The following is a 23,731-nucleotide window of genomic DNA, read 5'->3' as shown; positions in this document are numbered from 1 at the left end:
ATTTTGGCGGCCTCATTGGGATCACGGCGTGAATAAGTACTATACCATCACTGAACTGACGCGGGAATTTGGTGTTTCAACCCGGACCCTGCGTTTCTACGAGGATGAAGGTCTGATCCAGCCGGAACGTCGGGGGCGCACCCGACTGTTTCGCACCGCCGATCGGCGGCTGATCCAGGAAATCCTCCGCGGCCGCCGCATCGGCTTCACGATCGCCGAGATCCGCGAGATCATCCAGGTCTACAAGGAGCCGCCGGGCGAGCTGGGTCAACTCAAGATGCTCATGAAGCACGTCGACCAGAAGCGCGACGAGCTGCGCCAGAAGCGCAAGGACATCGACGAGACGCTGAGCGAACTCGATCATGTCGAGGAAGCCTGCCTCACACGCCTTGCCGAAATCGGCGTCAGCACCTGATCGGCTGATCTAGCCAGATTTCACCGACATAGAATGCCCGAGACAGCCGCCTAGCGGCTGTTCATCGTGCATTCGCCGGAAATCGACAGCACCCGCTCGTCCGTTGCTGGGTCGATCTCGCCGCGCTGCATCGGCTCGAACAGCGACTGTGCGACCAGACGCTCCGCCGTGCAGGCGCAGAAGCGCCGGCAGAGCCCGGCCTCGTTGCCGCCCACCGTGCACGTAACCTCGCAACTGCGGTTGTACGCGTCGATCGGGTCCGGCGCCGGCGCCGGATAGACCAGCGAGGCGAGGTAGACGAGGCCGATCAGCACCGGCTGGTGGATCAGGTAGAAGGCAAGGCTGTGCCGTCCGGCAAGCGTCAGCAGGTTCGGCTTCTGCTGCCAGGCGGCCATGCGCTGGAAGCCGCCGTAGCGCTTGAGGAAGCCTGATACCGCGATGCCGGCAAGCACCACGCCGAACCAGGGAAACAGCGGCACGTAATCATTGGAGCGCGGCGGAGTTTCGGCCAGCCCGATCCAGGCGAGCCATGGCGTGTTGAATGCCGCCGAGCGCAGCACACCCGGCATAAACCAGCCGTCGATGACGAAGGCAGCGCCGATGGCTATCGCAACAACCCCCGTGACACCCGGCGGCAGGCTCAGGAAGGCCAGCGCCAGCAGGCTGGAAACGGCGATGTTGTGCAGGATGCCGAAGAAGATCCATTCCTGCGGCAAGGCCACATAGGTCCCGATGCTGATCACCAGCGCAGCCGCCGCGACGGCTGCAAACCGCTTGGCAAACGACCGCCAGCGGATCTGCGGCTGGTGCGCCAGCACCAGGCTGAGGCCGACGAGAAACAGGAACGACGTCGCGATCGACCGCGCGTAGAGCTTCCAGAGCCCTTCGGTCGCCGTACCCGGCTCGATATAGCCGAAGAACTCCAGGTCCCAGGTGAAGTGGTAGGAGGCCATGGCGATCAGCGCCAGGCCGCGCAGGGTGTCGATCAGCGGGATACGCGGCGTGCGCAGGATACCGCCAGAGGGTTCGGGAGATGCCACGCGATTTCCTATTCTCGGTCTTTTTGCCCGCCGACATCCATCAGAGCCAGGCGTGCTTCGGAAAAGAACTGCCGCCGGGTAAGGACGAAGATCACGAAGGCCGTCGACGCCATGAACATATAGGGCCCGATGAACCAGCCGAGATAGCCTATCGACAGAAAAATCGTCCGCAGGCCGGCGTTGAAGTGGCGTGCCGCGATGACGTTCATGCGGAACACCTTTTCCGCTGCGCGCTCGGCGGCGGCCCGGTCAACCTGCGCGTCGCCCATCATCGGCAGTGCGCCGAACAGGATCGTGCAGTAGTTGAACAGCCGGTAGGACCAGCCGAACTTGAAGAAGGAATAGCCGAACATCGCCGTCAGTCCGGCCACCTTGAGCTCGAATGCGACGCGGCCGCTGTAGTCGACGATGGCAAGGTCGCGGAATACCGCGTCCACCCGGTCGGTGGCCCCCAGCAGCGCAAAGCAGCCGCCGATGGCGAAGATCGAGGTGGAGGCGAAGAAGGCGGTGCCGTTCTGCAGGCCGGCCATGATCTGCGTGTCGATCATCTTCAGGTCGCGCCGCAGCGAATTGAAGATCCACTGCCGGCGGTGTTCGGCCATCGCCTGGTTGAGGCTGCGCCTCGACAGCTTCGGGGTCCCGCTGGTCAGCCAGGAATAGCCGAACCAGAGCGTGGCGAAGAGGGCGAGAGCGACATAATCGGCAGTGTTCATGGCGATCCGAGGCATGGCGATGAGGATGGCAAGCTATGCGTCAGATCGCTGCCGATCTCAAGCGGCCAGAGGATCATCAGGCTTTTGGCCGGTAAACACCACGGCGACCGTGTGCAGACACAAATCTGTCATTTTTTGCGGTTGCGAAATGTGTCATCCGTTAATATAGGGTTAAGCGCCGTCGCCGGTCCGACCGGCATGGCGTAAACGGAGAGATCATGGAAGACAGTGTTCAGAAATCCTGCTGGAGCGTGACCATCAAGGCGCTCTTCGGTTTTGCCGGCGTGCTCGCGCTCGCCTACCTGTTCGGCAGCATCTGAAATTTCTTTGTCTTCATGACCGATGTCCTTGATGGTGAGCGTCCGGCCCGGGCGATGACCGGAGGATGTTTCTGTCGCCGCTGCCGCATCGGGTGTCGGTGCGAACCCTAGACATGCGCCGCTATCCGGTTAGGCTTGCACGACAAGACGCGCCCACGATCGGTGCGGCGTCCCGGGATACCCATTCATGTTTCTATCCGTCTTCGACGTCTTCAAGATCGGCGTCGGTCCGTCGAGTTCCCACACCATGGGCCCGATGTCGGCAGCCAATCGTTTCCTCGACCTCATCCTGTCCGACGACTGGCCGCGGCCGGCCGGCGCGCGCGTGGCATCCCTGAAGGCCAGCCTGCACGGCTCGCTGGCGTTCACCGGCATCGGCCACGGCACGGGACGCGCTGTGGTGCTCGGGATGATGGGCGAGCGGCCGGATACCGTCGATCCGGACCACATGGATGCGATCATCGAGGAGGTCGAGCGCACCGGCCGGGTCACGCCTGCCGGTCATCCCGGCTATGACTTCCAGCCGAAGACGGACCTCGTCTTCGATCGCAAGCAGCCGCTGCCGGGCCACGCCAACGGTATGAGCCTGTCCGCCTTCGACAAGGACGGACGGCTGCTCCTCAAGCGGGTCTACTATTCGATCGGCGGCGGCTTCGTGGTCACCGACACGGAGCTCGAGGCGATGCGCGGCGAGAAGACGACGTCGACCGACCGGGTGCCCTATCCCTTCGCCAGCGCCCGGCAGATGCTCGAGATGGCGCGCGCCTCCGGCCTCAGCATCGCCGATATGAAGCGGGCAAACGAATTGACGAAGATGAGTGCCGAGGCGCTGGATGCCGGCCTCGACCGCATCTGGGAGGCGATGACCAGTTGCATCGATCGCGGCCTGAAGGTCGACGGCATCATGCCGGGCGGCCTCAACGTCCGGCGCCGGGCACGGTCCATCCACGACAAGCTGGTCGCCGAGCAGCGCAGCAACCGTCTCAACCCGCTGCTCGCCAACGACTGGCTGAGCGTCTACGCGATGGCGGTTAACGAGGAGAATGCCGGCGGCGGGCGCGTCGTGACGGCGCCGACCAACGGTGCGGCGGGCGTCATCCCCGCGACCATCCGCTACTTCCAGCACTTCCACGAGGATGCCTCGGCCGAGGATATCCGCACCTTCCTGCTGACGGCGGCGGCGATCGGCGGCATCATAAAGCACAACGCCTCGATCTCCGGCGCCGAAGTCGGCTGTCAGGGGGAGGTGGGATCGGCCGCGGCGATGGCGGCGGCCGGACTGGCTGCGGTGATGGACGCCTCACCCGAGCAGATCGAGAACGCTGCGGAGATCGCCCTCGAACATCATCTGGGCATGACCTGCGATCCGGTGGCCGGCCTCGTGCAGGTGCCGTGCATCGAGCGCAACGCGCTGGGTGCGGTCAAGGCGGTCACCGCCGCGTCGCTGGCGGTGAAGGGAGACGGCAGCCATTTCGTGCCGCTCGACGCGTGCATCGAGACGATGCGCCAGACCGGCAATGACATGAGCGAGAAGTACAAGGAAACCTCGACCGGCGGCCTGGCGGTCAACGTCGTCGAGTGCTGAGCGTGCGCAAGTGCCGCAGCGACGCACCGGCCTCTTGACCCCGACCGCGGATCGGTCTTGAAGCAGGCCATGGCTCTCAATCTCATCAAGCTCTGCGTCGGCGCAGACAGTCTCCAGGATCTCAGGGAATGGGTCGGCGAACGCTCGCTGTCTGCGATGGCGGCTGGCCTGGAGCCGCACAGCACCCACACCACCCGCATGGTGCCGAAGCGTGTCGAGGAACTTCTCGCAGGCGGTTCGCTCTACTGGGTGATCAAGGGGCAGGTGACGGCACGCCAGCCGCTGCTCGGCATCGAGACCTTTACCGGTGGCGACGGCATCGGCCGCTGCAACCTGGTGCTCGCGCCAACGATCATCGAAACGGTGCCCCAGCCGAGACGCCCGTTCCAGGGATGGCGCTACCTGACGACGGAGGACGCGCCGCGTGATCTCGGAGACATCGGCGACGACATGGCGTCGATGCCGGAAGACCTGAGGCGCGAGCTCGCCGAGCTCGGCCTCCTGTAGGATCAGCGCAGGCGCAACCGCAGCGGCGCGCTGCCGCTGCGTGCGCAGACATGCAGGTGTATGCGGATTTCCGGCTGCGAATGACGCCAGGCGCGAGCGCCGTGCGACAGGAGCATGGCGACCAGGTCGCGGGTACGTTCCTTCGGCCGGTTGATGCCGATCGCCGTGAGGCGCAAAGCCGCCTCATGCAGCGGGTGAAGGGCGCTGCCCTTCATTTTCGATTTCGTCCCGGCAGGCGGGAAGAAGTCGAGGTTATTCTCGTTCATTGCCATGTTGACCTCGTAACGCAAAACAAATCGAGGATCGGTCTTCGGAGCAGCACACACGCTCCTTGCGGGCCGGCGAACCGGCCCGGTCGTCATCACTGCATCGCGGCCCAGCAGGCGACGCCCTTCTTCTTCAGGGCATTGCAGGCGTTGATGGCATCCTTCTGGTCACCGAAGCCGCCGAAACGGGCGCGGTAGAGCTGGTTGCTGCCGTTGGCGACGGCAACCGCGAATGGCTTGGCGGAACGCAATACCTGTCCGCCCTTGTCCTGCGCACTCTGCAGGAGACCCATGGCGGCATCGCGAGTGGGCGATACGCCGATCTGAATGACCCAGCCGGACGGGGTGGACGTCTGACGGGTGGAGGCGGTCGTCACCTTGTCGGTGTTTTCGGCCGTCTGTTCGGGAATGGAGGCCGGCGGCATGTAGGCGGGTGCCGGGGTCGGCACGGCGGCCGTGCGGGTCATGGCTGCCGACAGGGCGGCCGCGCCGCGCTGGGCCTTCGGTTCCGATGCGTAGGCAGCGGCACCCGGGAGCTTCTCCGCATAGCGGCCGGACGGCAGCGGACCGGCGTTCGGCAGGTCGAGCGAGGCGACTTCATCGCGTGCAGCAACGACGGCCGGAGAGTTCTGCGCCATGACCGGGACCGGTACGGAGGCGGCGATCGGCGGAGCCGGGCTGCGCGTCTGGGCGATCAGGTTGCTGGAGCCGCCGGTCGAAGCCTTCGGCATGTAGGCAGCCACGAGCTTGCGCATCTGGGCGTCGCGGGCGCCGCCGCTGGTGCCGCCCATGACGACGCCGACGATCGAACGGCCATCGGCCTGCGCCGAGGTGACGAGGTTGAAGCCCGACGCACGGGTGTAGCCCGTCTTGATGCCGTCGACGCCGCGCACGGTGCCGATCAGCCGGTTGTGGTTGCCGATCGTCTGCTTGCCGAACTGGAAGGAGCGGATCGAGAAGTAAGGGTAATACTGCGGAAAGTGCTGGCGCAGTGCGATGCCGAGACGGGCCTGGTCGCGAGCCGTCGTCATCTGCGCCGTGTTGGGCAGGCCGTTGGCATTGCGATAGGTGGTGCGGGTCATGCCCAGCGCCCGGGCCTTGTTGGTCATCAGCTGCGCGAAGCGTGCTTCCGAACCGCCGAGATATTCGGCGAGCGCCGTTGCCATATCGTTGGCCGAGCGGGTGATCAGCGCCTGCATGGCCTGTTCGACGGTCACCGAGCCGCCGGCGCGCACGCCGAGCTTGGTTGGCGGTTCGGCGGCTGCATTGGCCGACACCGGAACCCGCGAGTCGAGCGAAATGCGACCCGACTCGAGCGCCTCGAACGTCATGTACAGGGTCATCATCTTGGTCAGTGAGGCAGGATAGCGCAGGCCGTCCGGATCTTCGCTGTACAGCACCTTGCCGGTCTTGGCGTCGACGACGATGCCGGCATATTTCGGATTTGCCGAAGCCGTCTCAACGTTGACGGCCAAGAGGGCCGACACGACGACGAGGAAACCAGCGACCTTCTTGAAAATCGAGGCGCCACCCTTGGGGAAGGATGTTGTGTTGATGTGTTTCCGCACGGCTGCACTCACTCACTATATTGCAATTGCGTTATCCGGTGCGCCCCCGCAGCATCCGTTCCAGCCACATTAGGCCAGGGGCGTTACCAAGAGGTTTATGATGAACGAAGCCTTAGGAAATTTGGCAGGGTTCTAGCCTTCGTTCTCGGTCGCCTCGACGAGATGGGTTCCGACAAAGGTCTCAATCGCGGCATCAATATGGTCCCACTGCGGAAGAAGCGTCGAAGAGAAGCGGTAAAGCACGCTGAGGCCGGATCCGAGGTGGATGTCGCGCTGGCAGTCGCCGCTGGTCGCGGCCGATGGCTCGGCCGGGGTGGCGCAGCGCACGACGTAATCCGGCCGTCCGTTGCGGGGCGCGGTGAAGACCAGTTCGCCGCTGTAGCCGCTATCGGGCCGCAGCCGGTGGCGCGTCAGCCCGGCTCCCGCATCTTCGCCACTGCCGTCGAACAGGCGGGCGTAGATCGGTTCGAGCCGCCCCGACATGTCGCGTGACATCGTCGCCTCGGAAATCTCGAGGAACAGCAGGTCGTTGGCGAAAGACAGCTGGTCGAACCGGTCGCGAAGCGGCTGGCTGTAGCCCTGCATCTGCGGCCAGGCGAGGTACAGGTTGACGCGCTCGGCGTCGCCGTCCCGGCGCTGGTCGCGGAAGCGGATCATGTTGGCGGGCAGCGCCAGCGCGTCGGCGCCGACCTGGATGCGATGGATTGCGGTGCTGTCGGTGTGGCCGGAGAGGCTGAGGCGCTCTCCGTACCAGCGCCCGACAAAGCTGATGCCGGCGGTCAGCAAGGCGAGTGCGGCGATGGCGCCGGTCAGCCGGTAAAGGGAGGCGTTCGACAGCAGCGGTGCATGCGCGCCCTGTCCGCCGACGCTTGGAAGCTGATTGTGCCGCATGGCGCTTGTCCGTTCGGGGTGGGCCGGCTCCGGCGGGGCGGCCCGGCAAGCGCATGTTTCGGTAACCATGGTAAATAAAACGTTAATCGCCCGCGCCCGGGGAGGGACGCGGGCGATAGGAAGGAGGTCTTCTGTATCGGATCAGCGGCGGAAGCTGGCGACGGCGTTGGCGCGGCCGTCCTGCAGCTTGACCCAGGCAGCCGGATCGGACGTCGACTGGCGCTTGAGGAAAGTGTACTCGGTCTCGGACCAGAGCATCACCTTGTTGCGCATGTTGTCGAGGATGAAGTCGCCGCGGTCGGTGCGCACTGTCAGCACGGCATGGCCTTCACCGTTCGGCTGCAGGACAACGGTGATCAGCAGGTTGGTGGCGCTGATGCCCTGCTCCATCAGCATCTTGCGCTTCAGCAGCACGAAATCTTCACAGTCGCCGACGGTGCGGGGATAGGCCCAGCGTTCCTCGACGCCGTAGATCTCCTGGTCGGTCATCGGCGTGATCTGGCTGTTGACCGAGTAGTTCACGTCGAGGATCTCGCGCCATCCGGCTTCGGTCAGCGCCATCGCTCCGGCATCCCGTTCGGTGACCGCGCATTCCGGCTGGTAGGTCTGGCAGAATTCGTAGTGGCCGATCGGCGGATTTGCCTTGCCGGTGATCTGCATCGCGCCGGGTGCGGACAGGGCCGACTGGCCGGAGATCAGCATCAGGCAGATGGCGGCAAAGCCGGTGGCGATGGTCTTGGCGGTGGACATCTCTGTTTCTCCCCGTTCGTTGGGAGAAAGCTCTCATGGCCACCTTGATCGCTGGCGAAATTTACCAGTCGAAACAATCGCTTGTTTGAAGCAAGATTGAGTCGAATGAAGATCAAATGCGCGGAAAATTTGCCTCGAATGCGAAGAGAATTTGAGGAAAATTTTATGCAAGTTCGAGGCGATTTCTCTTCAATTGCCGGCGGTCGCGCCGCAAGTGTCGGTCGCTTCATCATTTTTCTCAGGATGGATCGGCGCCGTCGGACACTGCCGGCAACCCGGAGAACGACCTCGATCAGCCATCCGACATCGCGCCAGGGCAAGGCTCGACCGCAGAAGACGTCGAAATCCGTCGGTATGAGACGGAATCCGAGCCCAAAAAAAGTGTGCCGGAGCGAGAAAAAAGTTTTCCGTCCGCTCCGATTTCGCACAGTTGGCCAGCTCGCGGGCTGCAAATGTGCCGGATGATGGTCTTCTGGGATGAAGGACGTCGAACGGCCGAACGACGGTTCAGCGCCGGTTCATGTGCGATGGCGCGCCAGGACGCACTGCCGCCGATGATCGAGCGGCTTTTCGCATTTATAGACTGCGGAGATGGGGTTTAGAGGAAGGAGCGCAAGCTCTCGCGCGTCTGGACGCTGGCGAACTCGATCGCCACACCTTCTGCGAAATGCCGGACCACGCGGCCGCGCAAGCCGTTGAGCGTCACCGGCGTGCCGATGTCCGGGCGCATCTCGACATCGATGGCCGCGCCCGAGAGCGACAGGTCGACGAGGCGGCAGGCAAAACGGCGACCGTCTTCGAGCGCCAGTTCGGCGCGCGTGACGCGCGGCGTGAGGCGATCGTGGCGGCGATCCTCGGGCAGACCGAGTTCATGGCGATTGGCAAGCCAGGTAAGCTGGGCCGCCAGCTTCTCGCGCTTGCGGTCGGTGGCAGTGATCGACATGACGAAGCTGGTGGTGTCGATCGACAGCGCCTGGCCCTCGAGCCGGCCAAGATGATCGATGTAAGCGATCACCCGCTCGCCGAGGTTCGGGATCCCGGCGCAGGACATGATGACGTCGCCCGGCGACATTTCCACCGCCACGCACGGATATTCCTCATGATTGGCCAGCATCAGGCGGCCCGTCATGTTGACGGACACGCGTTGAAAGCTGCGCGGCGCGGCAGGCTGCGGCGAGGAACTTGCATGCTGGAAGGAGAACATCACAGTCTTTCGTCTGTCGTCTTCGACCGAAGCTTTACAACCTCGCGGTTAACATATGGTTCTCTGCCCGGAGAGAGAGCCGTCGCGGGGTTGGCGCCGGCGGCGCACGGCTCAGCGAACGGGACGACGGGCAAGGCCGGCGGCTTCCGCCAGGCGTCGCAGCAGCGTCGGTTCCGCTTCGGTGTCGACGCTTCGTACGCTGTGCCGGTGACCATCGAAATACCGACGTGTCGGCAGCCAGCTTTCGAAGGCGAGCGTCGTGCCCGGGCCTATCCCGCCAAATCGCGGCGGCTCCAGCAGGATGACGGAGCCGAGCAGCCGATCGGCGAAGTGCGACCGCGAGCGGATCGGCAGGAGCAGGATCTCGCAGGCTTCCGTGGCGCTTTCGCCTTCCAGGCGCGCTGAGATCGTGACGGCCTCTTCTGTCCTCAGCGCCGTCAGCGCCGCCTCCGTCACGTCATCGCGTCCGCTGCGGATCCAGAGATCGAGGAAATGCTCGCCGTTCAGTTCGCGGCCGAAGTTTTCGCAGACGCGCGTGCCTGCGAGCCGGAACTTCAGGTCCAGTCCTTCGTAATCCAGCATGAACAGGTCGGGAAGCCGGCGACGCAGCACCGAGGGGTCGATCTGCCGCCGCGACGGTGCGGCCCGGCCGTGGCGCAGGCCGTTCCAATAGGTGAATATTTCGTTGCTTCGGTCGCTCAGCATGGGCATCAACTGTATCGTTCCGGGTCGGATTCGGGCCTCATGCCCGCTCTTTCCGCTGGATGAGCGAATTCCATGCCAGTCCGCGGCGGTTTCCCGGCCAAGACCTGGCCACGCATCACGCGGTTGTTGCCGCCCTCGGGTGCTCGACGCTTTCCCTGCAGATGCCGGTGATGTAGGTCTAGCGGATGCATGCAAGGGATGGCCGCTGAATGGACGACAAGCCGAAGACGCCGTGGGAGAACCATCAGCCGACCGACACCGGTCTGCCGGCGCAAGCCGAACCGCGTCCGGAACTCTCCGCCCCGGCCGCCTCCACCCGTCAGCCGGCCATCAATCTGCCTGGTCCGCTGATCGCAACGCTGGCGCTGCTCATCGGCCTCTTTGTGCTCGAAAGCTACGTGCTGAACGACGAACTGCGGTCCTACATGCTGTTCGAGCTCGCCTTCACGCCGTTGCGCTATGTCTATCCGCTGTCGCAGCAGGGCCTGGAATGGGCCTGGACGCCGGTGACCTATTCCCTGCTGCATGGAAGCGTTGAGCACCTGGCATTCAACGGCCTGTGGCTGGCGGCATTCGGTGCGCCGGTTTTCCGTCGGATCGGGCTGTCACGCTATCTCGTCTTCTGGGTCCTGTCGGCCGCGGCGTCCGCCTTCTTCCATGCCTTCCTCAACTGGGGCGCCGAAACCGTTCTGATCGGTGCCTCCGGCGTCATCTCGGCGCTGATGGGCGCTGCCTGCCGCTTCGCTTTCCCGGCCGGTGGCGGTGGACTGGCCCATGCGCACGCGCATCTTCTGCCGCGCCAGGGCATCGTTTCGGCAATGCGCAACCGCACCGTCCTCATCTTCACGCTGCTGTGGTTTCTCGGCAATGTGCTGATCGCCTTCGGCATGCCGCTGGTCGGCGGCGATGCCGGCCCGATCGCCTGGGACGCGCATATCGGCGGCTTCCTGTTCGGTTACCTGCTGTTCGGTTTCTTCGACCCAATGCCGAACCGGACAAATCCCGTATCTCGCGGAACGGCTTGAGGGCCGGCCTTTCAGTCTGCCAAAAACGGTTGCAATCAACGGTCCGGAAGCGCACCATTTCGCATGCGGAGCGCCGGGAGTGAGCGTCGGGGCGGGCGCCGCCGCATCTAGGGAGTACATCAATAGGAGGAGTTGATGCCTGTTTCTGTCAGGAACATGCTGGATGTCAAAGGCCGCAACGTCGTCTCGGTGAGCCGGGACAGGACGATCGAGGAAGTGGCGCAGATACTCAATGAAAACCGCATCGGGGCGGTCGTGGTCACAGGGCTGGACGATCGCATCTCCGGCATCTTCACCGAGCGCGACCTGGTGCGCTGCGTGGCAAGATCGGGGGGCGGGGTTCTGTCGCAGTCGATCGGCGACGCCATGACCACCAACGTCACCCGCTGTCGCGAAGAGACGACGCTAAACGAGGTGATGGAGATCATGAGCCACGGCCGGTTCCGCCACGTGCCGGTCGAAGACGGCGGGAAACTGGTGGGCATCATCTCCATCGGCGACGTCGTCAAGGCGCGCATCCAGGAGGTAGAGACGGAGGCCGAACAGATCCGCGCCTATATCGCCGGCTAGCCCAGTAGGCAACCGCGATCAAGAATCCGAAGCTTTCGGGAGCGGAGCAGCTCCCGAAGCCGCCCGAACATGTTCTCTGGAGATGACTGGCAGGGCGCGTGAGTACGCAGTCGGAGGGCGGCTAGCCGGTGCCCTCCGGATGCTGGTGTAGGCTCTTCGCGACAAATCAGATTGCCGCCACGGCTTCCTGCATCCGCTTCAGCTCGGTGATGCGGTTCTGGGCTTCCTTGTAGCCGCGGTCGATGGCCTCGCCGGCCCGGTGGAACTCCGACAGGCCGATGTCGCTCAGCCTTGGATGCAGCGCCAGATCCGGCGGGTCGCCGGCAAGCCGCGCCCGCGAGATCCGCTCCTGGATGATGTTGAAGGCCTGCACCATGACGCCGGTCATGCCGATCCGCGCCTCGCGCACCTTTGTGTGCTGGCCCTCGATGACCGGCTGGACGCTGGCATTGTGCTTGACGACCGCCGAGCGGCCGAAGATGTCGTAGTTGAGATTGACGGCCACGACCAGCGGCTGCTCGTAGGCGCGGCAGACGGAGGTTGGCACCGGATTGACCAGCGCCCCGTCGACCAGCGTCCGGTTGTTGCACTTCACCGGCTCGAAGATGCCGGGCAGAGCGTAGGAGGCCCGCAGCCCGGTGATCAGCGAGCCGCTGGTGATCCACACTTCGTGTCCGCTGTGCAATTCGGTGGCCACGGCAACGAACGGCCTGTCGAGGCTTTCGATGGCCACGTCCTCCAGGTGTTCCTGCATGCGCTTGGTCAGTCGCATGCCGCCGAACAGGCCGGCGCCGCCGATCGACAGATCGAGCAGGCCGGCAATCCGGCGCATGGTGAGCGATCGGGCAAACGTTTCCAGCTCGTCGAGCTTGCCGGCAAGGTAGCAGCCGCCGACCAGCGCGCCGATCGACGTGCCGGCGATCATCCCGACCTCGATGCCGGCCTCGTCCAGGGCCCGCAGCACGCCGATATGAGCCCAGCCGCGGGCAGCCCCGCCACCCAGTGCCAGGGCCAGTTTTGCCGTCTTCGGTTTCGGATCGGCGATGAGCGCGGTTACCGTCTGTCCGCCGCCCGCATCGGCGGCTGCGCCTTGCGGTTCGCTGCGGTTCCAACTCCAGTTCAGCATCGTCTCGACGTCCTCAGAGGCGCGCGCGCCGGACGCTCATTGAACGCCCGCAATCGTTTCGAATCCGTTGATCACAGGCAGTGCGCCGGAGAGGCCGACTGCTTGCTCAGAGGTCCTTCGGATTGCCGTAGATCGCTTGCGGATCAAAATGTCGTTGTTCGTCGACGAGTTCAAGCACCGCCTCGCCATCCTTTTGAACGATCGCCCGGTAAAAGCACGACCGCCGTCCGGTATGGCAGCTGGCATCGTGACCGCCCACCTTGACCTTCAGCCAGACGGCATCCTGGTCGCAGTCCGTCAGAAGTGCCGTGACCTGCTGGACGTTGCCGGAGGTTTCGCCCTTCTTCCAGATCTTGCCGCGCGACCGGCTGTAATAATGGGCGACGCCGGTCTCGATGGTGAGCGACAATGCCTCGCTGTTCATGTGCGCGACCATCAGCAACTGGCCATCGGCCGCATCGGTGACGACGGCGGTGACGAGGCCTGCCGCATCGAAGCGCGGCGTGAACGGCCCGGCATCTTCGAGCGCCGCCTTGTCGGCCGGCGCTGCCTGGAAATCGATGGTCATGGAGGGTTTCCGTATCTGCCTGAAGGTCGGCGGGGAAATGGCCGGCCGCCCGATGTCAGCGGCGGATCATCGACAGGAAGCGCGCCTGCTCGGCCGCATTGTCCTTGTACTCGCCGGTAAACATCGTCGTCAGCGTCGAAGAGCCCTGCTTGCGGATGCCACGCATCGACATGCACAGATGCTCTGCGTCGACCATCACCGCCACGCCGCGCGGCTGCAGCACGTCCTGGATCGAGTGGGCGACCTGTGCCGTCATGGCTTCCTGCGTCTGCAGCCGCCGGCCGAAGACGTCCACAAGCCTGGCGATCTTGGAAAGGCCGAGCACGCGCCCGTTCGGCAGATAGGCGACATGCGCCTTGCCGATGATCGGCACCATGTGGTGCTCGCAATGGGAATAGAAGGGGATGTCGCGCACCAGGACGATATCGTCATAACCGGCGACTTCCTCGAACGTCCGTCCGAGCACCTCTTCCGGAGACTGGTCATAGCCGCCGAACAGTTCGCGATACGAGGTTGCGACCCGCTTCGGCGTATCGATGAGACCCTCGCGCGACGGATCGTCACCGGCCCAGCGCAGGAGGACGCGCACGGCATCCTCGGCTTCCTGCTGGGTGGGACGGGCCTGCGTCTGGGCGGCAGGGAAATTCTTCACGATTGCGTCCATGTCTTGGTCTCCTGATGCGGGTCAAGGCCGCACCTGATCGTTCATCGGCACGGAAGCGCATCGACACCCGGCTCGGATGATACGCGCTTTCTGGCCTCTCGGATCGACTTTGACAAGATAACGCATCCTGCTTTCACGCGGCTTTGCGGCAAAACATTTCTGCCTTGATGCGGTCGATCACGGTTATCATATAGGTGGAGGATGGTCTTTACACCAGCGGCGGACGGTTGACGCTCTGTTTCAGGAGCGCGATATCCAGGTCCCGGTAGAGCGAGAAGACGCATGGACGATATCTACAACAGCAGGATTTTGGCTCTGGCCGGCAATATCGAGCGCGCCGGTGCACTCGAAGACGCCGATGCCACATCCGAGAAGCACTCGCGGCTCTGCGGCTCGAAGGTGAAGGTCTTCATCAAGCTCGACGACGGGGTGGTCAGCGACTTCTCCCACCAGGTGCGCGCCTGCGCCCTGGGGCAGGCGTCATCGTCGGTGATGGCCCGCCATGTGATCGGCGCAACGTCCACGGAAATCCGTGCAGCCCGCGACGCAATGCTGTCGATGCTGAAGGAAGACGGCGAGGGACCCACGGGCCGCTTCGACGAAATGCGGGTGCTGAAACCGGTCAAGGACTACAAGGCGCGCCACGCCTCGACGATGCTGACCTTCGATGCGGTGGTCGACTGTCTGGACCAGATCGAGGCGAAGAGCCCGGCACTGGCGGGCTGAGCCGATGTGCGCCGCCTGCGAGGCAGAGGACGACGACAAGCCGAAAGCACGACGCGGCCGTAACTGGCAGGGTCCGTTCAGGAAGACACCCGGCCGGCTCCTCGGCATGGGTCTCATCCGCGGCTACCAGCTGACGCTCTCCGGCTTCATCGGTAATTCCTGCCGTCACATCCCCACCTGCTCGGAATTCGGTTACGAGGCCGTGGCCCGCCACGGGTTCTGGTTCGGCGGATGGATGGTCGGCTGGCGCTTCCTGCGCTGCGGCCCCTTCGGCTCGTCGGGCCTCGATCCGGTGCCGGACACCCTGTCGCCCCGCCAGCACTGGTGGACGCCCTGGCGCTACTGCCGCAAGGCGTCTGATCGCTCGACATTCCCGCCTGCCGACGAGGTTCATTGACGGCGGCTGCCGGTTCCCTCGGCCACGGCGCCACCTTTACTCCATCCACATTTCCCCTTATCACGCGGGCGTCAATCGCTGCCGGGGCCGGATGCCTGCGGCGGCTCATTTCACCACCCGCATTCGTTGGCGGGACTGGTTTGAAGGAGAAGAACATGTCCGTTTCCCTGACGTTCCCCGATGGCTCCATCCGCAGCTACGATGCCGGCACCACGGGTCTCGCCGTCGCCGAAAGCATCTCCAAGTCGCTTGCCAAGAAGGCGGTGGCGATCGCCATCGACGGCACCGTGCGCGATCTCTCCGATCCCGTCACCGACGGCAAGATCGAGATCGTCGGCCGCACCGATCCGCGGGCGCTGGAGCTCATCCGCCATGATGCCGCGCATGTGATGGCCGAAGCCGTCCAGGAACTGTGGCCCGGCACCCAGGTCACCATCGGGCCGGTCATCGAGAACGGCTTCTACTACGACTTCAAGCGCGTCCATCCCGACAGCCAGGAAGACTGGCCGTTCACGCCCGACGATCTGCCGAAGATCGAAAAGCGGATGAAGGAGATCATCCAGCGCAACAAGCCGTTCACCAAGGAAGTCTGGCCGCGCAACAAGGCGCGCGACGTGTTCGCCGACCGGGGCGAGGGCTACAAGGTCGAACTGGTCGATGCGATCCCCGAAGACCAGGACCTCAAGATCTACTACCAGGGCGACTGGTTCGACCTGTGCCGCGGCCCGCACATGGCCTCGACCGGGCAGATCGGCACGGCGTTCAAGCTGATGAAGGTCGCCGGCGCCTATTGGCGTGGCGACAGCACCCGTCCGATGCTGACGCGCATCTACGGCACGGCCTGGGCGACCCAGGAGGAACTCGACCAGTACCTGCACGTGCTGGCCGAAGCCGAAAAGCGCGACCACCGCAAGCTCGGTCGCGAGATGGATCTCTTCCATTTCCAGGAAGAAGGCCCGGGCGTCGTGTTCTGGCACGGCAAGGGCTGGCGGATGTTCCAGACGCTGACCTCCTACATGCGTCGCCGGCTCGCCAACACCTATGAGGAAGTCAACGCGCCGCAGGTACTCGATGCCTCGCTGTGGGAAACCTCCGGTCACTGGGGCTGGTACCAGGAAAACATGTTCGCCGTGAAATCGGCCTACGCCTTCACCCATGAGGATGACAAGGAAGCCGACAACCGTGTATTCGCCCTGAAGCCGATGAACTGCCCGGGACACGTGCAGATCTTCAAGCACGGATTGAAGTCATACCGCGAAATGCCCGTGCGGCTTGCGGAATTCGGTCTCGTCCATCGTTACGAGGCGTCGGGTGCACTGCATGGCCTGATGCGTGTCCGCGGCTTCACCCAGGACGACGCGCATGTGTTCTGTACCGAAGAGCAGATGGCGGCGGAATGCCTGCGCATCAACGACCTGATCCTCTCTGTCTACGAGGATTTCGGCTTCAAGGAGGTGGTGGTGAAGCTCTCTACCCGGCCTGAGAAGCGCGTCGGTTCGGACGATCTGTGGGATCGCGCCGAAAGCGTCATGATGGACGTGCTGAAGGAGATCGAGGCGCAGTCGGGCGGCCGCATCAAGACCGGCATCCTGCCGGGCGAGGGCGCGTTTTACGGGCCGAAGTTCGAATACACGCTGAAGGACGCCATCGGTCGCGAATGGCAGTGCGGCACGACGCAGGTCGACTTCAACCTACCGGAACGCTTCGGCGCTTTCTACATCGACAGCAATTCGGAAAAGACCCAGCCGGTGATGATCCACCGGGCGATCTGCGGCTCGATGGAGCGTTTCCTCGGCATCCTGATCGAGAACTTCGCCGGCCATCTGCCGCTGTGGTTCGCGCCGCTGCAGGTGGTCGTCGCCACCATCACTTCGGATGCCGACGACTACGGTCTGGAAGTGGCCGAGACGCTGCGCGACGCAGGCCTGATCGTCGAGACGGATTTCCGCAACGAGAAGATCAACTACAAGGTCCGCGAGCACTCGGTCACCAAGGTGCCGGTGATCATCGTCTGCGGCCGCCAGGAGGCCGAGAACCGTACGGTCAACATCCGCCGCCTCGGCAGCCAGGCGCAGACGCCGATGTCACTCGCAGATGCCGTCGCCTCTCTGTCCGACGAGGCGACGCCGCCGGACGTCAAGCGCCGCCAGGCGCAGCGGCGGATCGCCGCCGAGTAACGACAAAAAAATCCCGCCGGTCATGCCGGCGGGATTTTTGTTCGTCGTCAGGAGAGGCGGCCGTCGATAATGGCTGCCGTGCCCACGGAAGCTCAGTCCGAATCGACGCCGGCGACCGGCTGCTGATCCTTCATCAACACCTCGACATCGGCGTTATGGCCGGACTGTACCGGGAATTCCCGCTGGTAGATCTTGTCCTTGTTGCGGGCAACGGCGGTGTAGTCGCCTTCCGCCAGCACCATGGTGGTGAAGGCGCTGAGGCTTTCCGCCACCACGTCGCCGCCGGCCGTCAGCACCGACCAGGCGGTGTCGGCGACGGCTTCTCCGCCCGCCTGCGAGACGAGTTTCAGGGTGATCTGCGCTGCGCGGTGCTGCAGGGTGGCTTCCGTCAGCTTGCCGGCTTCAACCTGGATGTCGGCACGCACCGAGGCGTTCACCTCGCCATATTCCGACACGACGTGATAGGTGCCGGCGTTCAGGCGGACGATGGTGTTCGGCTTGACGTTGGCCATCACCAGACCGCGCTCGCCGTCCTCGCGCACTTCCGCCGAATAGATGGAAAAGCGCAGCTTGCTGTCGGGGATCCGCTGGTCCGTTCCGGCGACCGCGTTGAGCACGAAGCCGCCGGCATCGAGCACCAGCGCCTGGGGCACAAACTCGCCGTCGGACGGCACGTCGAGCCGCTTGGTAACGCCGGCGCGACCGAAAGCGACATTGACGAAATAGGCCCCGGGCGTCAGCTGGAAATGCGCGCCCCCGCCCTCGGACGACGCGACCAGCGGCAGCTTGCCGTCGGGGCCCGGCTGCGGGCTGAAGACGCGCCACGTGAGCCCCGTCTGCATCGGCTGGCCGTCGGCGGTCAGCTTGGCGTTCAGCGTCACTTCGCGGGCGACCGGCGCCTGCCGGCCGACGGTCGGTGTGAACGCGTTCAGCTTCGGCATCTTCGCCGTGCTGTCCATCTGCTTGAAGGACTGGAACGCATCCTCCGCCGGCGCCATGCCGGCCGGCATGATGCCGACGGCGGCGACGACTGCGAAAAGGCGTGCCCGTGAAACTGCTTGCATTCGGTTGATGACCGTTGACTCTCGATAGTTGAGCAGCCACTTGAAACCGAACCTCGCGGCAATTTCAAGGTGCCACGCCCTCCGACGTCTCCTGCAGGTCAAGATTATGCAAAACCCCACACCTCTCTTCCAGTACATGAGCACCCGCCGCTCGATCCCCGCGCTGCAGATGGCTGAGCCCGGTCCCGGCAAAGACGAGATCGAGAGCATGCTGACGCTCGCCTCGCGCGTTCCGGATCATGGAAAGCTGGCGCCGTGGCGGTTCATCGTCATCCGCGGCGACAGGCGCGCCGAACTTGGATCGCAGCTGGCCGACATCGCGCTGTCGAAGACCCCGGACCTGTCGGCGCAATTGCAGGAGGTCGAGCGCAACCGCCTGACCCGTGCACCGGTGGTGATCGCCGTCGTCAGCCGCGCCGCGCCGCACGTCAAGATCCCGGTCTGGGAACAGGAGCTCTCGGCCGGCGCCGTCTGCCTCAACCTGTTCATGGCCGCCAACGCCCATGGTTATGCTGCCAACTGGTTGTCGGAATGGATCGCCTATGACGAGCAGGCCAAGGCGGTGCTCGGTGTCCTGCCGGAGGAGAAGCTGGCCGGCTTCCTCTACATCGGGTCGAGCGATTTTCCGCAGACCGACCGCCCGCGCCCGGAGCTGACCGACATTGTCACCTGGGTCGGCGGCGACGAGATCTGAGCCATGTTCTACACCACCGACAGCAACCGGCACGGCATGGCGCATGATCCGTTCAAGGCGATCGTCTCGCCGCGCCCGATCGGCTGGATCGGCACCAAGGGCACGGACGGATCGCGCAACCTGTCCCCATACTCGTTCTTCAACATCGTCTCCGACCAGCCGAAGATCGTCATGTTCTCCTCGAGCGGCCGCAAGCACAGCCTGAAGAACGCCGAGGAGACCGGCGTCTTCACCGCAAGCCTCGTCAGTCGCCACCTCGTCGATCGCATGAACGCCTCGTCTGCGGCGGTCGAGTACGGCGTCGACGAGTTCCTGCTCGCCGGCCTGACGCCGAAGGCTGGCGACGTCGTCGATGCGCCTTATGTGGCGGAAGCCTATGCCGCGCTCGAATGCCGCGTCACGCAGATCATTCAGCCGCACGGAGTGGATGGTCAACCGTCGGCGTCGATCATGGTGTTCGGCGAGGTCGTGGGTATCCACATCAGTGAGGAGATCATTCGCGACGGGCGGATCGACATGCAGCTGGCGCGGCCCGTGGCGCGCATGGGCTACATGGATTACGCCGATGGCGGCACCGACGTGTTCCAGCTGAAGCGTCCGTCCACCTGACAGTCAGCGCCGATCGAACACTGCTGCGATGATCTCCGCCTGCCATGCCTGGCGGGCGATCCTGCCATGGAAGCCCTGGCGCCGAGCCTCTTCGCACTCCAGCCGAAAGAGCGCCGGATCAGCCGGGTCTGTCGCCATATCGAGCGCCTTGAGGCCAGCGGCAGCGGCCGCCAGAATGACGTTTGCGCGGGCCACCCGAAGCGGCTCGGGGTCCCGGTCGATGGAATCGGCTAGGCCGATCGATACCATCAGCGCCGATGCATCGAACGCCAGCGCCTTCAGTCGGGTGCTCAGCCGCCGGAAATCTTGGCCGAACAGCACGCCTTCCGCGGTATCCCCGCACACCGCGATGATGGTGGTTGCGCCGACTGCCTGTCCCGCTTCGGTCTCGGCGACGGTGAGCAGCACGTCGAGATGCTGGACCTCGGCTGGATCGCGGACGCGAGGAAGGATCACGGACTGTTCTGCGGCGGCGATCGCGCGGCCGATGGCGGACCGGATCTGCGGCGAATCGATCGGCGGAAGCAGAACGGCGCGACCGAGTGATGAAATGCGACCGGTTGCTGTCTCATGCAGGTGATCGCCGGCGGCGACGAGCTGCCAGGCCACGGGAAACTCGAGGGTTTTCAAGGTTTGGGGCAGGGGCTGCAGGGCGGGCTCCGAAACATTAAGAAGTATGGTGAACCGATCATAAACTATTTCTGACTAGCTTGCCTCAAGGGGAAGCGGCGGTCGTCTGCTCCTGGCAGTCGAGGCGTAACCAGTGATCGTTAAGGCATTTCTTCAGTGGGCGGAAACGGCTGGTGCAGCCGACAGGGCGAAAGCCGCGCACGCGCTGGTGCGGGCCTATCTGCGGGTCGGTCCGGCTGACGAGACGCGCCAGGCCGCCATTCACGCCATGATGCATCTGCTCGACGATCCGTCGCCGCTTGTCCGCCAGGCACTCTCCGAATCGCTCGGGCGTTCCGCTGCCGCGCCGCGCGGCGTCGTTCTGGCGCTGGCGGAAGATCAGCCCGAAATCGCCTGCCACGTCCTGACGCTGTCTCCAATTCTGACCGAGATGGACCTGGTCGATCTGATCGGCCGCTCCGGTGCGGTATCGCGCGGCTTGATCGCCGCACGCCCGGGTCTCACCCGCGGTGCCTGCGCGGCAATCGCCGAAGTCGGTGATGCGGCCGAGGCCATCCTCCTACTCGACAATTCGTCGGCCATGGTTGCTCGCCAGACGCTCTGCCGGCTGGCGGAACGGCATGGCCATCATGCCGGCGTCCGTGACCTGCTGCTGGCCCGGGAGGACCTGCCGGCCTCCGGCCGCAACCGTCTGGTCCAGCAGGTGACGGCAGCCCTGACGAACTCGCTTCTGGTGCGCGCCACGCTCAGTCCGTCGCGCATCGCGCATCTGACACAGGAGGCCGACAAGGCCGCGACGTTGGCGATGCTGGAGACGGCGCTGCCCGACGAGATGCCGGTAATGGTCGACCGCCTGCGGCAGGCCGGCCGCCTGACGCCGGCCTTCCTGATGCATGCGCTGTGCAGCGGACGGATCGAGTTCTTCGCCTCGGCGCTGACGAACATCTCCGGGCTCGAGGAGCGGCGGGTGCGCTCGATCCTGGCGACCGGCCGTCGGCACGCGGTGAGGGCGCTCTACGAGGCGTCGGGCCTTGGACGCGATATCGCTGAGGTCTTCGTCGAGGCGACGCTGCTGTGGCGCGAGATGATGCGCCGGCCCTATCTGTCGGCCGGAGAGAGCATCTGCCAGCCGCTGATCGACCGGCTGGCCCGCCCCGCCGATCCATTTTCTCCCGTCAGCCAGTTGCTGGATCTGGTCGAGACGATGCACCACAGCGAGGAGCGTCGCCTGGCGCGCGCCTTTGCCAGCGACAGGGCCATCGCCGCTTGACCGAAGCGGCTCAGCGCAGCTTGCGGACCATCCAGGAATAGCCGTCCTCGACAAGGTTCACCTGTTTCTCCACCAGGTTTCGCATGCCGTCGATGGTCGGCAGCACAGCCTTCGTCCGCTCCAGCGCCCGTCGCGCCAACGACTGTTCTTCGGCGCGCTCCTCGGCAGGTGTCGGGACGGCTGCCATGGTGGACACCGCAGTGTCGTCCGCCGGCGTCTGCGCCTTTGCGTTCGGGGCTTCGGCAACAGCCGGATCCTGGCAGACGGCGATGACGGTCGGGTAGGAGACGTTGGTGAATGCGCCGAGTTCCTTTTCCGACACCGCATTGCACAGCTCGATCGTCGGCCAGCGCTGGTTGATGGTGGCGATATACTGGCAGTCCGTCGTGCCGTCGTCGCAGCCGAGGATCGTCATCATCACGAGGGCGGTGCGCATATCGTCTCCCGGGTCGGTGGCTTGGCAGGTGCTGCCGTCACCACTAAGAAGACGATCGTGTCCGGGTGAAGGCGGAAATCTGAAGGGGGATCGGCAAGATGCACGACGCGATTGTCATTAACCGCGAGGCGCCGCGCCAGCCGGGCGTGTTGCGTCTGCTGGATCTGTCGAACGCCTATGCCGCGTCGCTCTATCCGGCCGAGAGCAACCATATGCTGCCGATCGAAGAACTGGAGGCGGAGAATGTCTCGTTCTTCGTCGCAAGGCGCGGCACCGAGATCCTCGGTTGCGCCTCGCTCGTGATCGCGGGAGACGGTTCAGCCGAGATTAAGCGGATGTTCGTCGACGGCGCGGCGCGGGGCCTGCAGCTCGGAAAGCGTCTGCTTGTCGCACTGGAGACGGAAGCGATCCGTCTCGGCGTCGGCACCATCCGCCTGGAGACCGGCATCCATCAGCCGGAAGCGATCGGGCTGTACCGCAAGGCGGGCTACATCGAAATCGACGCGTTCGGCAGCTACCGCCCCGATCCGCTTAGCCTGTTCATGGAAAAGCGGATCGGATCGTCGCCGGTCTGACGACGATCCTCAAGCGATAAGGGTCAGGCGGTCCGGCGCGTCTGCTTCTCCTCGGCAAGCTCGGCGTCGACGATCGCTGCCATGTTGGACAGTTCGATCTCGCGCATCCACTCGCGCCAGATGGCGACGATCAGCGCCATCAGCACCGGCCCGATGAACAGTCCCAGGAAGCCCATCGTCTTGACGCCGCCGACGAGCCCGAAGAACGTCGGCAGGAACGGCAGCTTGATCGGCCCGCCGACGAGCTTGGGACGCAGCGTCTTGTCGACGATGAACAGCTCGACGGAGCCCCAGATCAACAGCCCGAAGCCGGCGAAATACGAACCGCTGGCGACCAGGTAGATGGATACCAGGGTGAAGGACAGCGGCGCGCCACCTGGGATCAGCGCCATGACGCCAGTCAATACGCCAAGCGTCACCGGCGACGGAACGCCAGCGATCCAGTAGGCGATGCCGAGCACGATGCCTTCGCCGATGGCAATCAGCGTCATGCCCGTCACGGTGGAGCTGATCGTCGCCGGCACGACGCGCGAGATGCGTTCCCAGCGCGACGGCAGGATGCGTTCGCCCAGCATGTCGATCTGCCGCGAGAAGGCGGATCCGTCGCGGTAGACGAAGAACAGCGCGATCAGCATGAACAGCAGCGTCAGCACCAGATGGAAGACGCCGTCGCCGGCCGCCACCACGGCACGGTAGATGTTTCCGATATTGGCGCCGCTGACGAGCTGCACGAGCTCGCCCACGGCACCCGGTTCGCCGACATGGCGGATCCATTGTCCGGCCAGCCATTCGCCGACGATCGGCAGGTTGACGATCCACAGCGGCGGCGCCGAGCCGAAACGGTTGACCTCCAGCGCCCAGCCGATCCACTGGCGAACCTCGCCGATGGTGTAGGAAATGGCGATGCCGATCGGCACGACGATGAAGGCGATCACCATGAGGATGGCGATGGTGGCGCCAATCGTCGTATTGCCGCGGGTGCGCCGCAGGAGGTCGCGGTAGAGCGGCCAGCTGGCAAAGCCGATCACCAGCGCGGCCAGCACCGGCACGAGGAAGCCGTGGAAGAAGTAGATGCCGGCGAACACCGTCAGCACCAGCAGCCAGCGGGCGACGGAAATCGGCGGGATCAGCGCGATGCGCATCGGTGCCACCGGGCCAAGCCAACGCGGTCCAAGTGGGGTCTTGTCTGGTTCACTCACGGGTCAACATCATCCCTGTTTCACGCGCGCGGTCGCC

Annotated in this window: 27 protein-coding genes; 12 read left to right on the top strand and 15 right to left on the bottom strand. The window is 64.6% G+C overall.

The features are described 5' to 3' along the window. Positions 1-28: 28 nt before the first annotated feature. Entirely contained in the window at positions 29-415 is a 387-nt protein-coding gene (locus tag ACR65N_RS12790) for a MerR family transcriptional regulator (RefSeq protein ID WP_430303552.1), read from the top strand. Between the two features lie 50 nt (positions 416-465). Here the strand turns inward: ACR65N_RS12790 and ACR65N_RS12785 are convergent, their stop codons facing one another. Both ACR65N_RS12785 and ACR65N_RS12780 read right to left on the bottom strand, forming a co-directional pair. After that, positions 466-1,455: a heparan-alpha-glucosaminide N-acetyltransferase gene (locus ACR65N_RS12785; RefSeq protein WP_440457300.1), complete on the bottom strand. Its 990-nt coding sequence runs from the start codon at positions 1,453-1,455 to the stop codon at positions 466-468. 8 nt (positions 1,456-1,463) lie between these two features. Further along, entirely contained in the window at positions 1,464-2,168 is a 705-nt protein-coding gene (locus tag ACR65N_RS12780; protein ID WP_430303554.1) for a DUF599 domain-containing protein, read from the bottom strand. Between the two features lie 507 nt (positions 2,169-2,675). Here ACR65N_RS12780 and ACR65N_RS12775 point away from each other — a divergent pair. Together ACR65N_RS12775 and ACR65N_RS12770 are read left to right on the top strand one after the other, a co-directional pair. Continuing rightward, on the top strand, positions 2,676-4,073 hold the full coding sequence (locus ACR65N_RS12775; protein ID WP_440457299.1) for an L-serine ammonia-lyase: 1,398 nt from the start codon (positions 2,676-2,678) through the stop codon (positions 4,071-4,073). Between the two features lie 69 nt (positions 4,074-4,142). Beyond that, on the top strand, positions 4,143-4,580 hold the full coding sequence (locus ACR65N_RS12770) for a DUF1489 family protein (protein WP_440457298.1): 438 nt from the start codon (positions 4,143-4,145) through the stop codon (positions 4,578-4,580). A gap of 2 nt (positions 4,581-4,582) precedes the next feature. Here the strand turns inward: ACR65N_RS12770 and ACR65N_RS12765 are convergent, their stop codons facing one another. From ACR65N_RS12765 to ACR65N_RS12740, 6 genes are all read right to left on the bottom strand, one after another. Continuing rightward, positions 4,583-4,852, bottom strand: coding sequence for a hypothetical protein (locus tag ACR65N_RS12765; protein ID WP_440457297.1), 270 nt, complete (start codon positions 4,850-4,852; stop codon positions 4,583-4,585). 89 nt (positions 4,853-4,941) lie between these two features. Next, on the bottom strand, positions 4,942-6,366 hold the full coding sequence (locus ACR65N_RS12760) for a serine hydrolase (protein WP_440457341.1): 1,425 nt from the start codon (positions 6,364-6,366) through the stop codon (positions 4,942-4,944). 180 nt (positions 6,367-6,546) lie between these two features. Next, positions 6,547-7,305: a hypothetical protein gene (locus ACR65N_RS12755; RefSeq protein WP_440457296.1), complete on the bottom strand. Its 759-nt coding sequence runs from the start codon at positions 7,303-7,305 to the stop codon at positions 6,547-6,549. 141 nt (positions 7,306-7,446) lie between these two features. Continuing rightward, on the bottom strand, positions 7,447-8,055 hold the full coding sequence (locus ACR65N_RS12750) for a transglutaminase-like cysteine peptidase (RefSeq protein WP_440457295.1): 609 nt from the start codon (positions 8,053-8,055) through the stop codon (positions 7,447-7,449). 598 nt (positions 8,056-8,653) lie between these two features. Next, positions 8,654-9,259, bottom strand: coding sequence for a PilZ domain-containing protein (locus ACR65N_RS12745; protein ID WP_440457294.1), 606 nt, complete (start codon positions 9,257-9,259; stop codon positions 8,654-8,656). 111 nt (positions 9,260-9,370) lie between these two features. Beyond that, positions 9,371-9,970, bottom strand: a complete 600-nt coding sequence (locus ACR65N_RS12740; protein ID WP_440457293.1) for a PAS domain-containing protein — start codon at positions 9,968-9,970, stop codon at positions 9,371-9,373. A 203-nt stretch (positions 9,971-10,173) separates the two neighbouring features. On the opposite strand from ACR65N_RS12740, the gene ACR65N_RS12735 reads away from it, so the two are divergent. Beyond that, positions 10,174-10,989, top strand: coding sequence for a rhomboid family intramembrane serine protease (locus ACR65N_RS12735; RefSeq protein ID WP_440457292.1), 816 nt, complete (start codon positions 10,174-10,176; stop codon positions 10,987-10,989). A gap of 135 nt (positions 10,990-11,124) precedes the next feature. Beyond that, entirely contained in the window at positions 11,125-11,559 is a 435-nt protein-coding gene (locus tag ACR65N_RS12730) for a CBS domain-containing protein (RefSeq protein ID WP_430303563.1), read from the top strand. Between the two features lie 166 nt (positions 11,560-11,725). Here the strand turns inward: ACR65N_RS12730 and ACR65N_RS12725 are convergent, their stop codons facing one another. From ACR65N_RS12725 to folE, 3 genes are all read right to left on the bottom strand, one after another. After that, entirely contained in the window at positions 11,726-12,685 is a 960-nt protein-coding gene (locus ACR65N_RS12725; RefSeq protein ID WP_440457291.1) for a patatin-like phospholipase family protein, read from the bottom strand. Between the two features lie 106 nt (positions 12,686-12,791). Further along, the gene (hisI, locus tag ACR65N_RS12720) at positions 12,792-13,253 is read right to left on the bottom strand and encodes a phosphoribosyl-AMP cyclohydrolase (RefSeq protein ID WP_440457290.1); all 462 of its coding nucleotides are present in this window, start codon (positions 13,251-13,253) and stop codon (positions 12,792-12,794) included. A gap of 55 nt (positions 13,254-13,308) precedes the next feature. Beyond that, the gene (gene folE, locus ACR65N_RS12715; protein ID WP_430303568.1) at positions 13,309-13,917 is read right to left on the bottom strand and encodes a GTP cyclohydrolase I FolE; all 609 of its coding nucleotides are present in this window, start codon (positions 13,915-13,917) and stop codon (positions 13,309-13,311) included. A 282-nt stretch (positions 13,918-14,199) separates the two neighbouring features. On the opposite strand from folE, the gene ACR65N_RS12710 reads away from it, so the two are divergent. From ACR65N_RS12710 to thrS, 3 genes are all read left to right on the top strand, one after another. After that, on the top strand, positions 14,200-14,643 hold the full coding sequence (locus tag ACR65N_RS12710; RefSeq protein WP_440457289.1) for an iron-sulfur cluster assembly scaffold protein: 444 nt from the start codon (positions 14,200-14,202) through the stop codon (positions 14,641-14,643). Between the two features lie 4 nt (positions 14,644-14,647). Next, positions 14,648-15,040 carry a membrane protein insertion efficiency factor YidD gene (yidD, locus tag ACR65N_RS12705; RefSeq protein WP_440457288.1) on the top strand — a complete coding sequence of 131 codons (393 nt, stop codon included), beginning with the start codon at positions 14,648-14,650 and terminating at the stop codon, positions 15,038-15,040. Positions 15,041-15,195: 155 nt separating this feature from the next. Next, positions 15,196-17,217 carry a threonine--tRNA ligase gene (gene thrS, locus ACR65N_RS12700; protein WP_440457287.1) on the top strand — a complete coding sequence of 674 codons (2,022 nt, stop codon included), beginning with the start codon at positions 15,196-15,198 and terminating at the stop codon, positions 17,215-17,217. 92 nt (positions 17,218-17,309) lie between these two features. Here the strand turns inward: thrS and ACR65N_RS12695 are convergent, their stop codons facing one another. Next, positions 17,310-18,281 carry an RgsD C-terminal domain-containing protein gene (locus tag ACR65N_RS12695; protein WP_440457286.1) on the bottom strand — a complete coding sequence of 324 codons (972 nt, stop codon included), beginning with the start codon at positions 18,279-18,281 and terminating at the stop codon, positions 17,310-17,312. A 106-nt stretch (positions 18,282-18,387) separates the two neighbouring features. On the opposite strand from ACR65N_RS12695, the gene ACR65N_RS12690 reads away from it, so the two are divergent. Both ACR65N_RS12690 and ACR65N_RS12685 read left to right on the top strand, forming a co-directional pair. Then, the gene (locus tag ACR65N_RS12690) at positions 18,388-18,975 is read left to right on the top strand and encodes a nitroreductase family protein (RefSeq protein WP_440457285.1); all 588 of its coding nucleotides are present in this window, start codon (positions 18,388-18,390) and stop codon (positions 18,973-18,975) included. A 3-nt stretch (positions 18,976-18,978) separates the two neighbouring features. Beyond that, positions 18,979-19,584, top strand: coding sequence for a flavin reductase family protein (locus tag ACR65N_RS12685; protein ID WP_440457284.1), 606 nt, complete (start codon positions 18,979-18,981; stop codon positions 19,582-19,584). 3 nt (positions 19,585-19,587) lie between these two features. On the opposite strand, the gene ACR65N_RS12680 is transcribed toward ACR65N_RS12685, so the two are convergent. Continuing rightward, entirely contained in the window at positions 19,588-20,193 is a 606-nt protein-coding gene (locus tag ACR65N_RS12680) for an aldolase/citrate lyase family protein (RefSeq protein ID WP_440457283.1), read from the bottom strand. A gap of 154 nt (positions 20,194-20,347) precedes the next feature. On the opposite strand from ACR65N_RS12680, the gene ACR65N_RS12675 reads away from it, so the two are divergent. Then, the gene (locus ACR65N_RS12675) at positions 20,348-21,484 is read left to right on the top strand and encodes a DUF2336 domain-containing protein (RefSeq protein ID WP_440457282.1); all 1,137 of its coding nucleotides are present in this window, start codon (positions 20,348-20,350) and stop codon (positions 21,482-21,484) included. 10 nt (positions 21,485-21,494) lie between these two features. On the opposite strand, the gene ACR65N_RS12670 is transcribed toward ACR65N_RS12675, so the two are convergent. Further along, on the bottom strand, positions 21,495-21,920 hold the full coding sequence (locus ACR65N_RS12670; RefSeq protein ID WP_440457281.1) for a hypothetical protein: 426 nt from the start codon (positions 21,918-21,920) through the stop codon (positions 21,495-21,497). A 98-nt stretch (positions 21,921-22,018) separates the two neighbouring features. On the opposite strand from ACR65N_RS12670, the gene ACR65N_RS12665 reads away from it, so the two are divergent. Further along, positions 22,019-22,495, top strand: a complete 477-nt coding sequence (locus ACR65N_RS12665; protein WP_440457280.1) for a GNAT family N-acetyltransferase — start codon at positions 22,019-22,021, stop codon at positions 22,493-22,495. Positions 22,496-22,518: 23 nt separating this feature from the next. Here ACR65N_RS12665 and ACR65N_RS12660 read toward each other — a convergent pair whose 3' ends face one another. Further along, on the bottom strand, positions 22,519-23,637 hold the full coding sequence (locus tag ACR65N_RS12660) for an AI-2E family transporter (protein WP_440457340.1): 1,119 nt from the start codon (positions 23,635-23,637) through the stop codon (positions 22,519-22,521). Positions 23,638-23,731 lie beyond the last annotated feature (94 nt).

This window comes from Rhizobium sp. SAFR-030, from assembly GCF_059415005.1.
This window is presented reverse-complemented; position numbering and strand designations above follow the sequence as displayed.

Coding starts and splice junctions, on each gene's coding strand:
- ACR65N_RS12740 (WP_440457293.1), bottom strand. CDS start 9,970: ATGCCCATGCTGAGCGACCGAAGCAACGAAATATTCACCTATTGGAAC.
- ACR65N_RS12710 (WP_440457289.1), top strand. CDS start 14,200: ATGGACGATATCTACAACAGCAGGATTTTGGCTCTGGCCGGCAATATC.
- ACR65N_RS12775 (WP_440457299.1), top strand. CDS start 2,676: ATGTTTCTATCCGTCTTCGACGTCTTCAAGATCGGCGTCGGTCCGTCG.
- ACR65N_RS12770 (WP_440457298.1), top strand. CDS start 4,143: ATGGCTCTCAATCTCATCAAGCTCTGCGTCGGCGCAGACAGTCTCCAG.
- ACR65N_RS12765 (WP_440457297.1), bottom strand. CDS start 4,852: ATGGCAATGAACGAGAATAACCTCGACTTCTTCCCGCCTGCCGGGACG.
- ACR65N_RS12690 (WP_440457285.1), top strand. CDS start 18,388: ATGCAAAACCCCACACCTCTCTTCCAGTACATGAGCACCCGCCGCTCG.
- ACR65N_RS12745 (WP_440457294.1), bottom strand. CDS start 9,259: ATGTTCTCCTTCCAGCATGCAAGTTCCTCGCCGCAGCCTGCCGCGCCG.
- folE (WP_430303568.1), bottom strand. CDS start 13,917: ATGGACGCAATCGTGAAGAATTTCCCTGCCGCCCAGACGCAGGCCCGT.
- thrS (WP_440457287.1), top strand. CDS start 15,196: ATGTCCGTTTCCCTGACGTTCCCCGATGGCTCCATCCGCAGCTACGAT.
- hisI (WP_440457290.1), bottom strand. CDS start 13,253: ATGACCATCGATTTCCAGGCAGCGCCGGCCGACAAGGCGGCGCTCGAA.
- ACR65N_RS12665 (WP_440457280.1), top strand. CDS start 22,019: ATGCACGACGCGATTGTCATTAACCGCGAGGCGCCGCGCCAGCCGGGC.
- ACR65N_RS12685 (WP_440457284.1), top strand. CDS start 18,979: ATGTTCTACACCACCGACAGCAACCGGCACGGCATGGCGCATGATCCG.
- ACR65N_RS12670 (WP_440457281.1), bottom strand. CDS start 21,920: ATGCGCACCGCCCTCGTGATGATGACGATCCTCGGCTGCGACGACGGC.
- ACR65N_RS12735 (WP_440457292.1), top strand. CDS start 10,174: ATGGACGACAAGCCGAAGACGCCGTGGGAGAACCATCAGCCGACCGAC.
- ACR65N_RS12750 (WP_440457295.1), bottom strand. CDS start 8,055: ATGTCCACCGCCAAGACCATCGCCACCGGCTTTGCCGCCATCTGCCTG.
- ACR65N_RS12730 (WP_430303563.1), top strand. CDS start 11,125: ATGCCTGTTTCTGTCAGGAACATGCTGGATGTCAAAGGCCGCAACGTC.
- ACR65N_RS12660 (WP_440457340.1), bottom strand. CDS start 23,637: ATGCGCATCGCGCTGATCCCGCCGATTTCCGTCGCCCGCTGGCTGCTG.
- ACR65N_RS12755 (WP_440457296.1), bottom strand. CDS start 7,305: ATGCGGCACAATCAGCTTCCAAGCGTCGGCGGACAGGGCGCGCATGCA.
- ACR65N_RS12780 (WP_430303554.1), bottom strand. CDS start 2,168: ATGAACACTGCCGATTATGTCGCTCTCGCCCTCTTCGCCACGCTCTGG.
- yidD (WP_440457288.1), top strand. CDS start 14,648: ATGTGCGCCGCCTGCGAGGCAGAGGACGACGACAAGCCGAAAGCACGA.
- ACR65N_RS12725 (WP_440457291.1), bottom strand. CDS start 12,685: ATGCTGAACTGGAGTTGGAACCGCAGCGAACCGCAAGGCGCAGCCGCC.
- ACR65N_RS12695 (WP_440457286.1), bottom strand. CDS start 18,281: ATGCAAGCAGTTTCACGGGCACGCCTTTTCGCAGTCGTCGCCGCCGTC.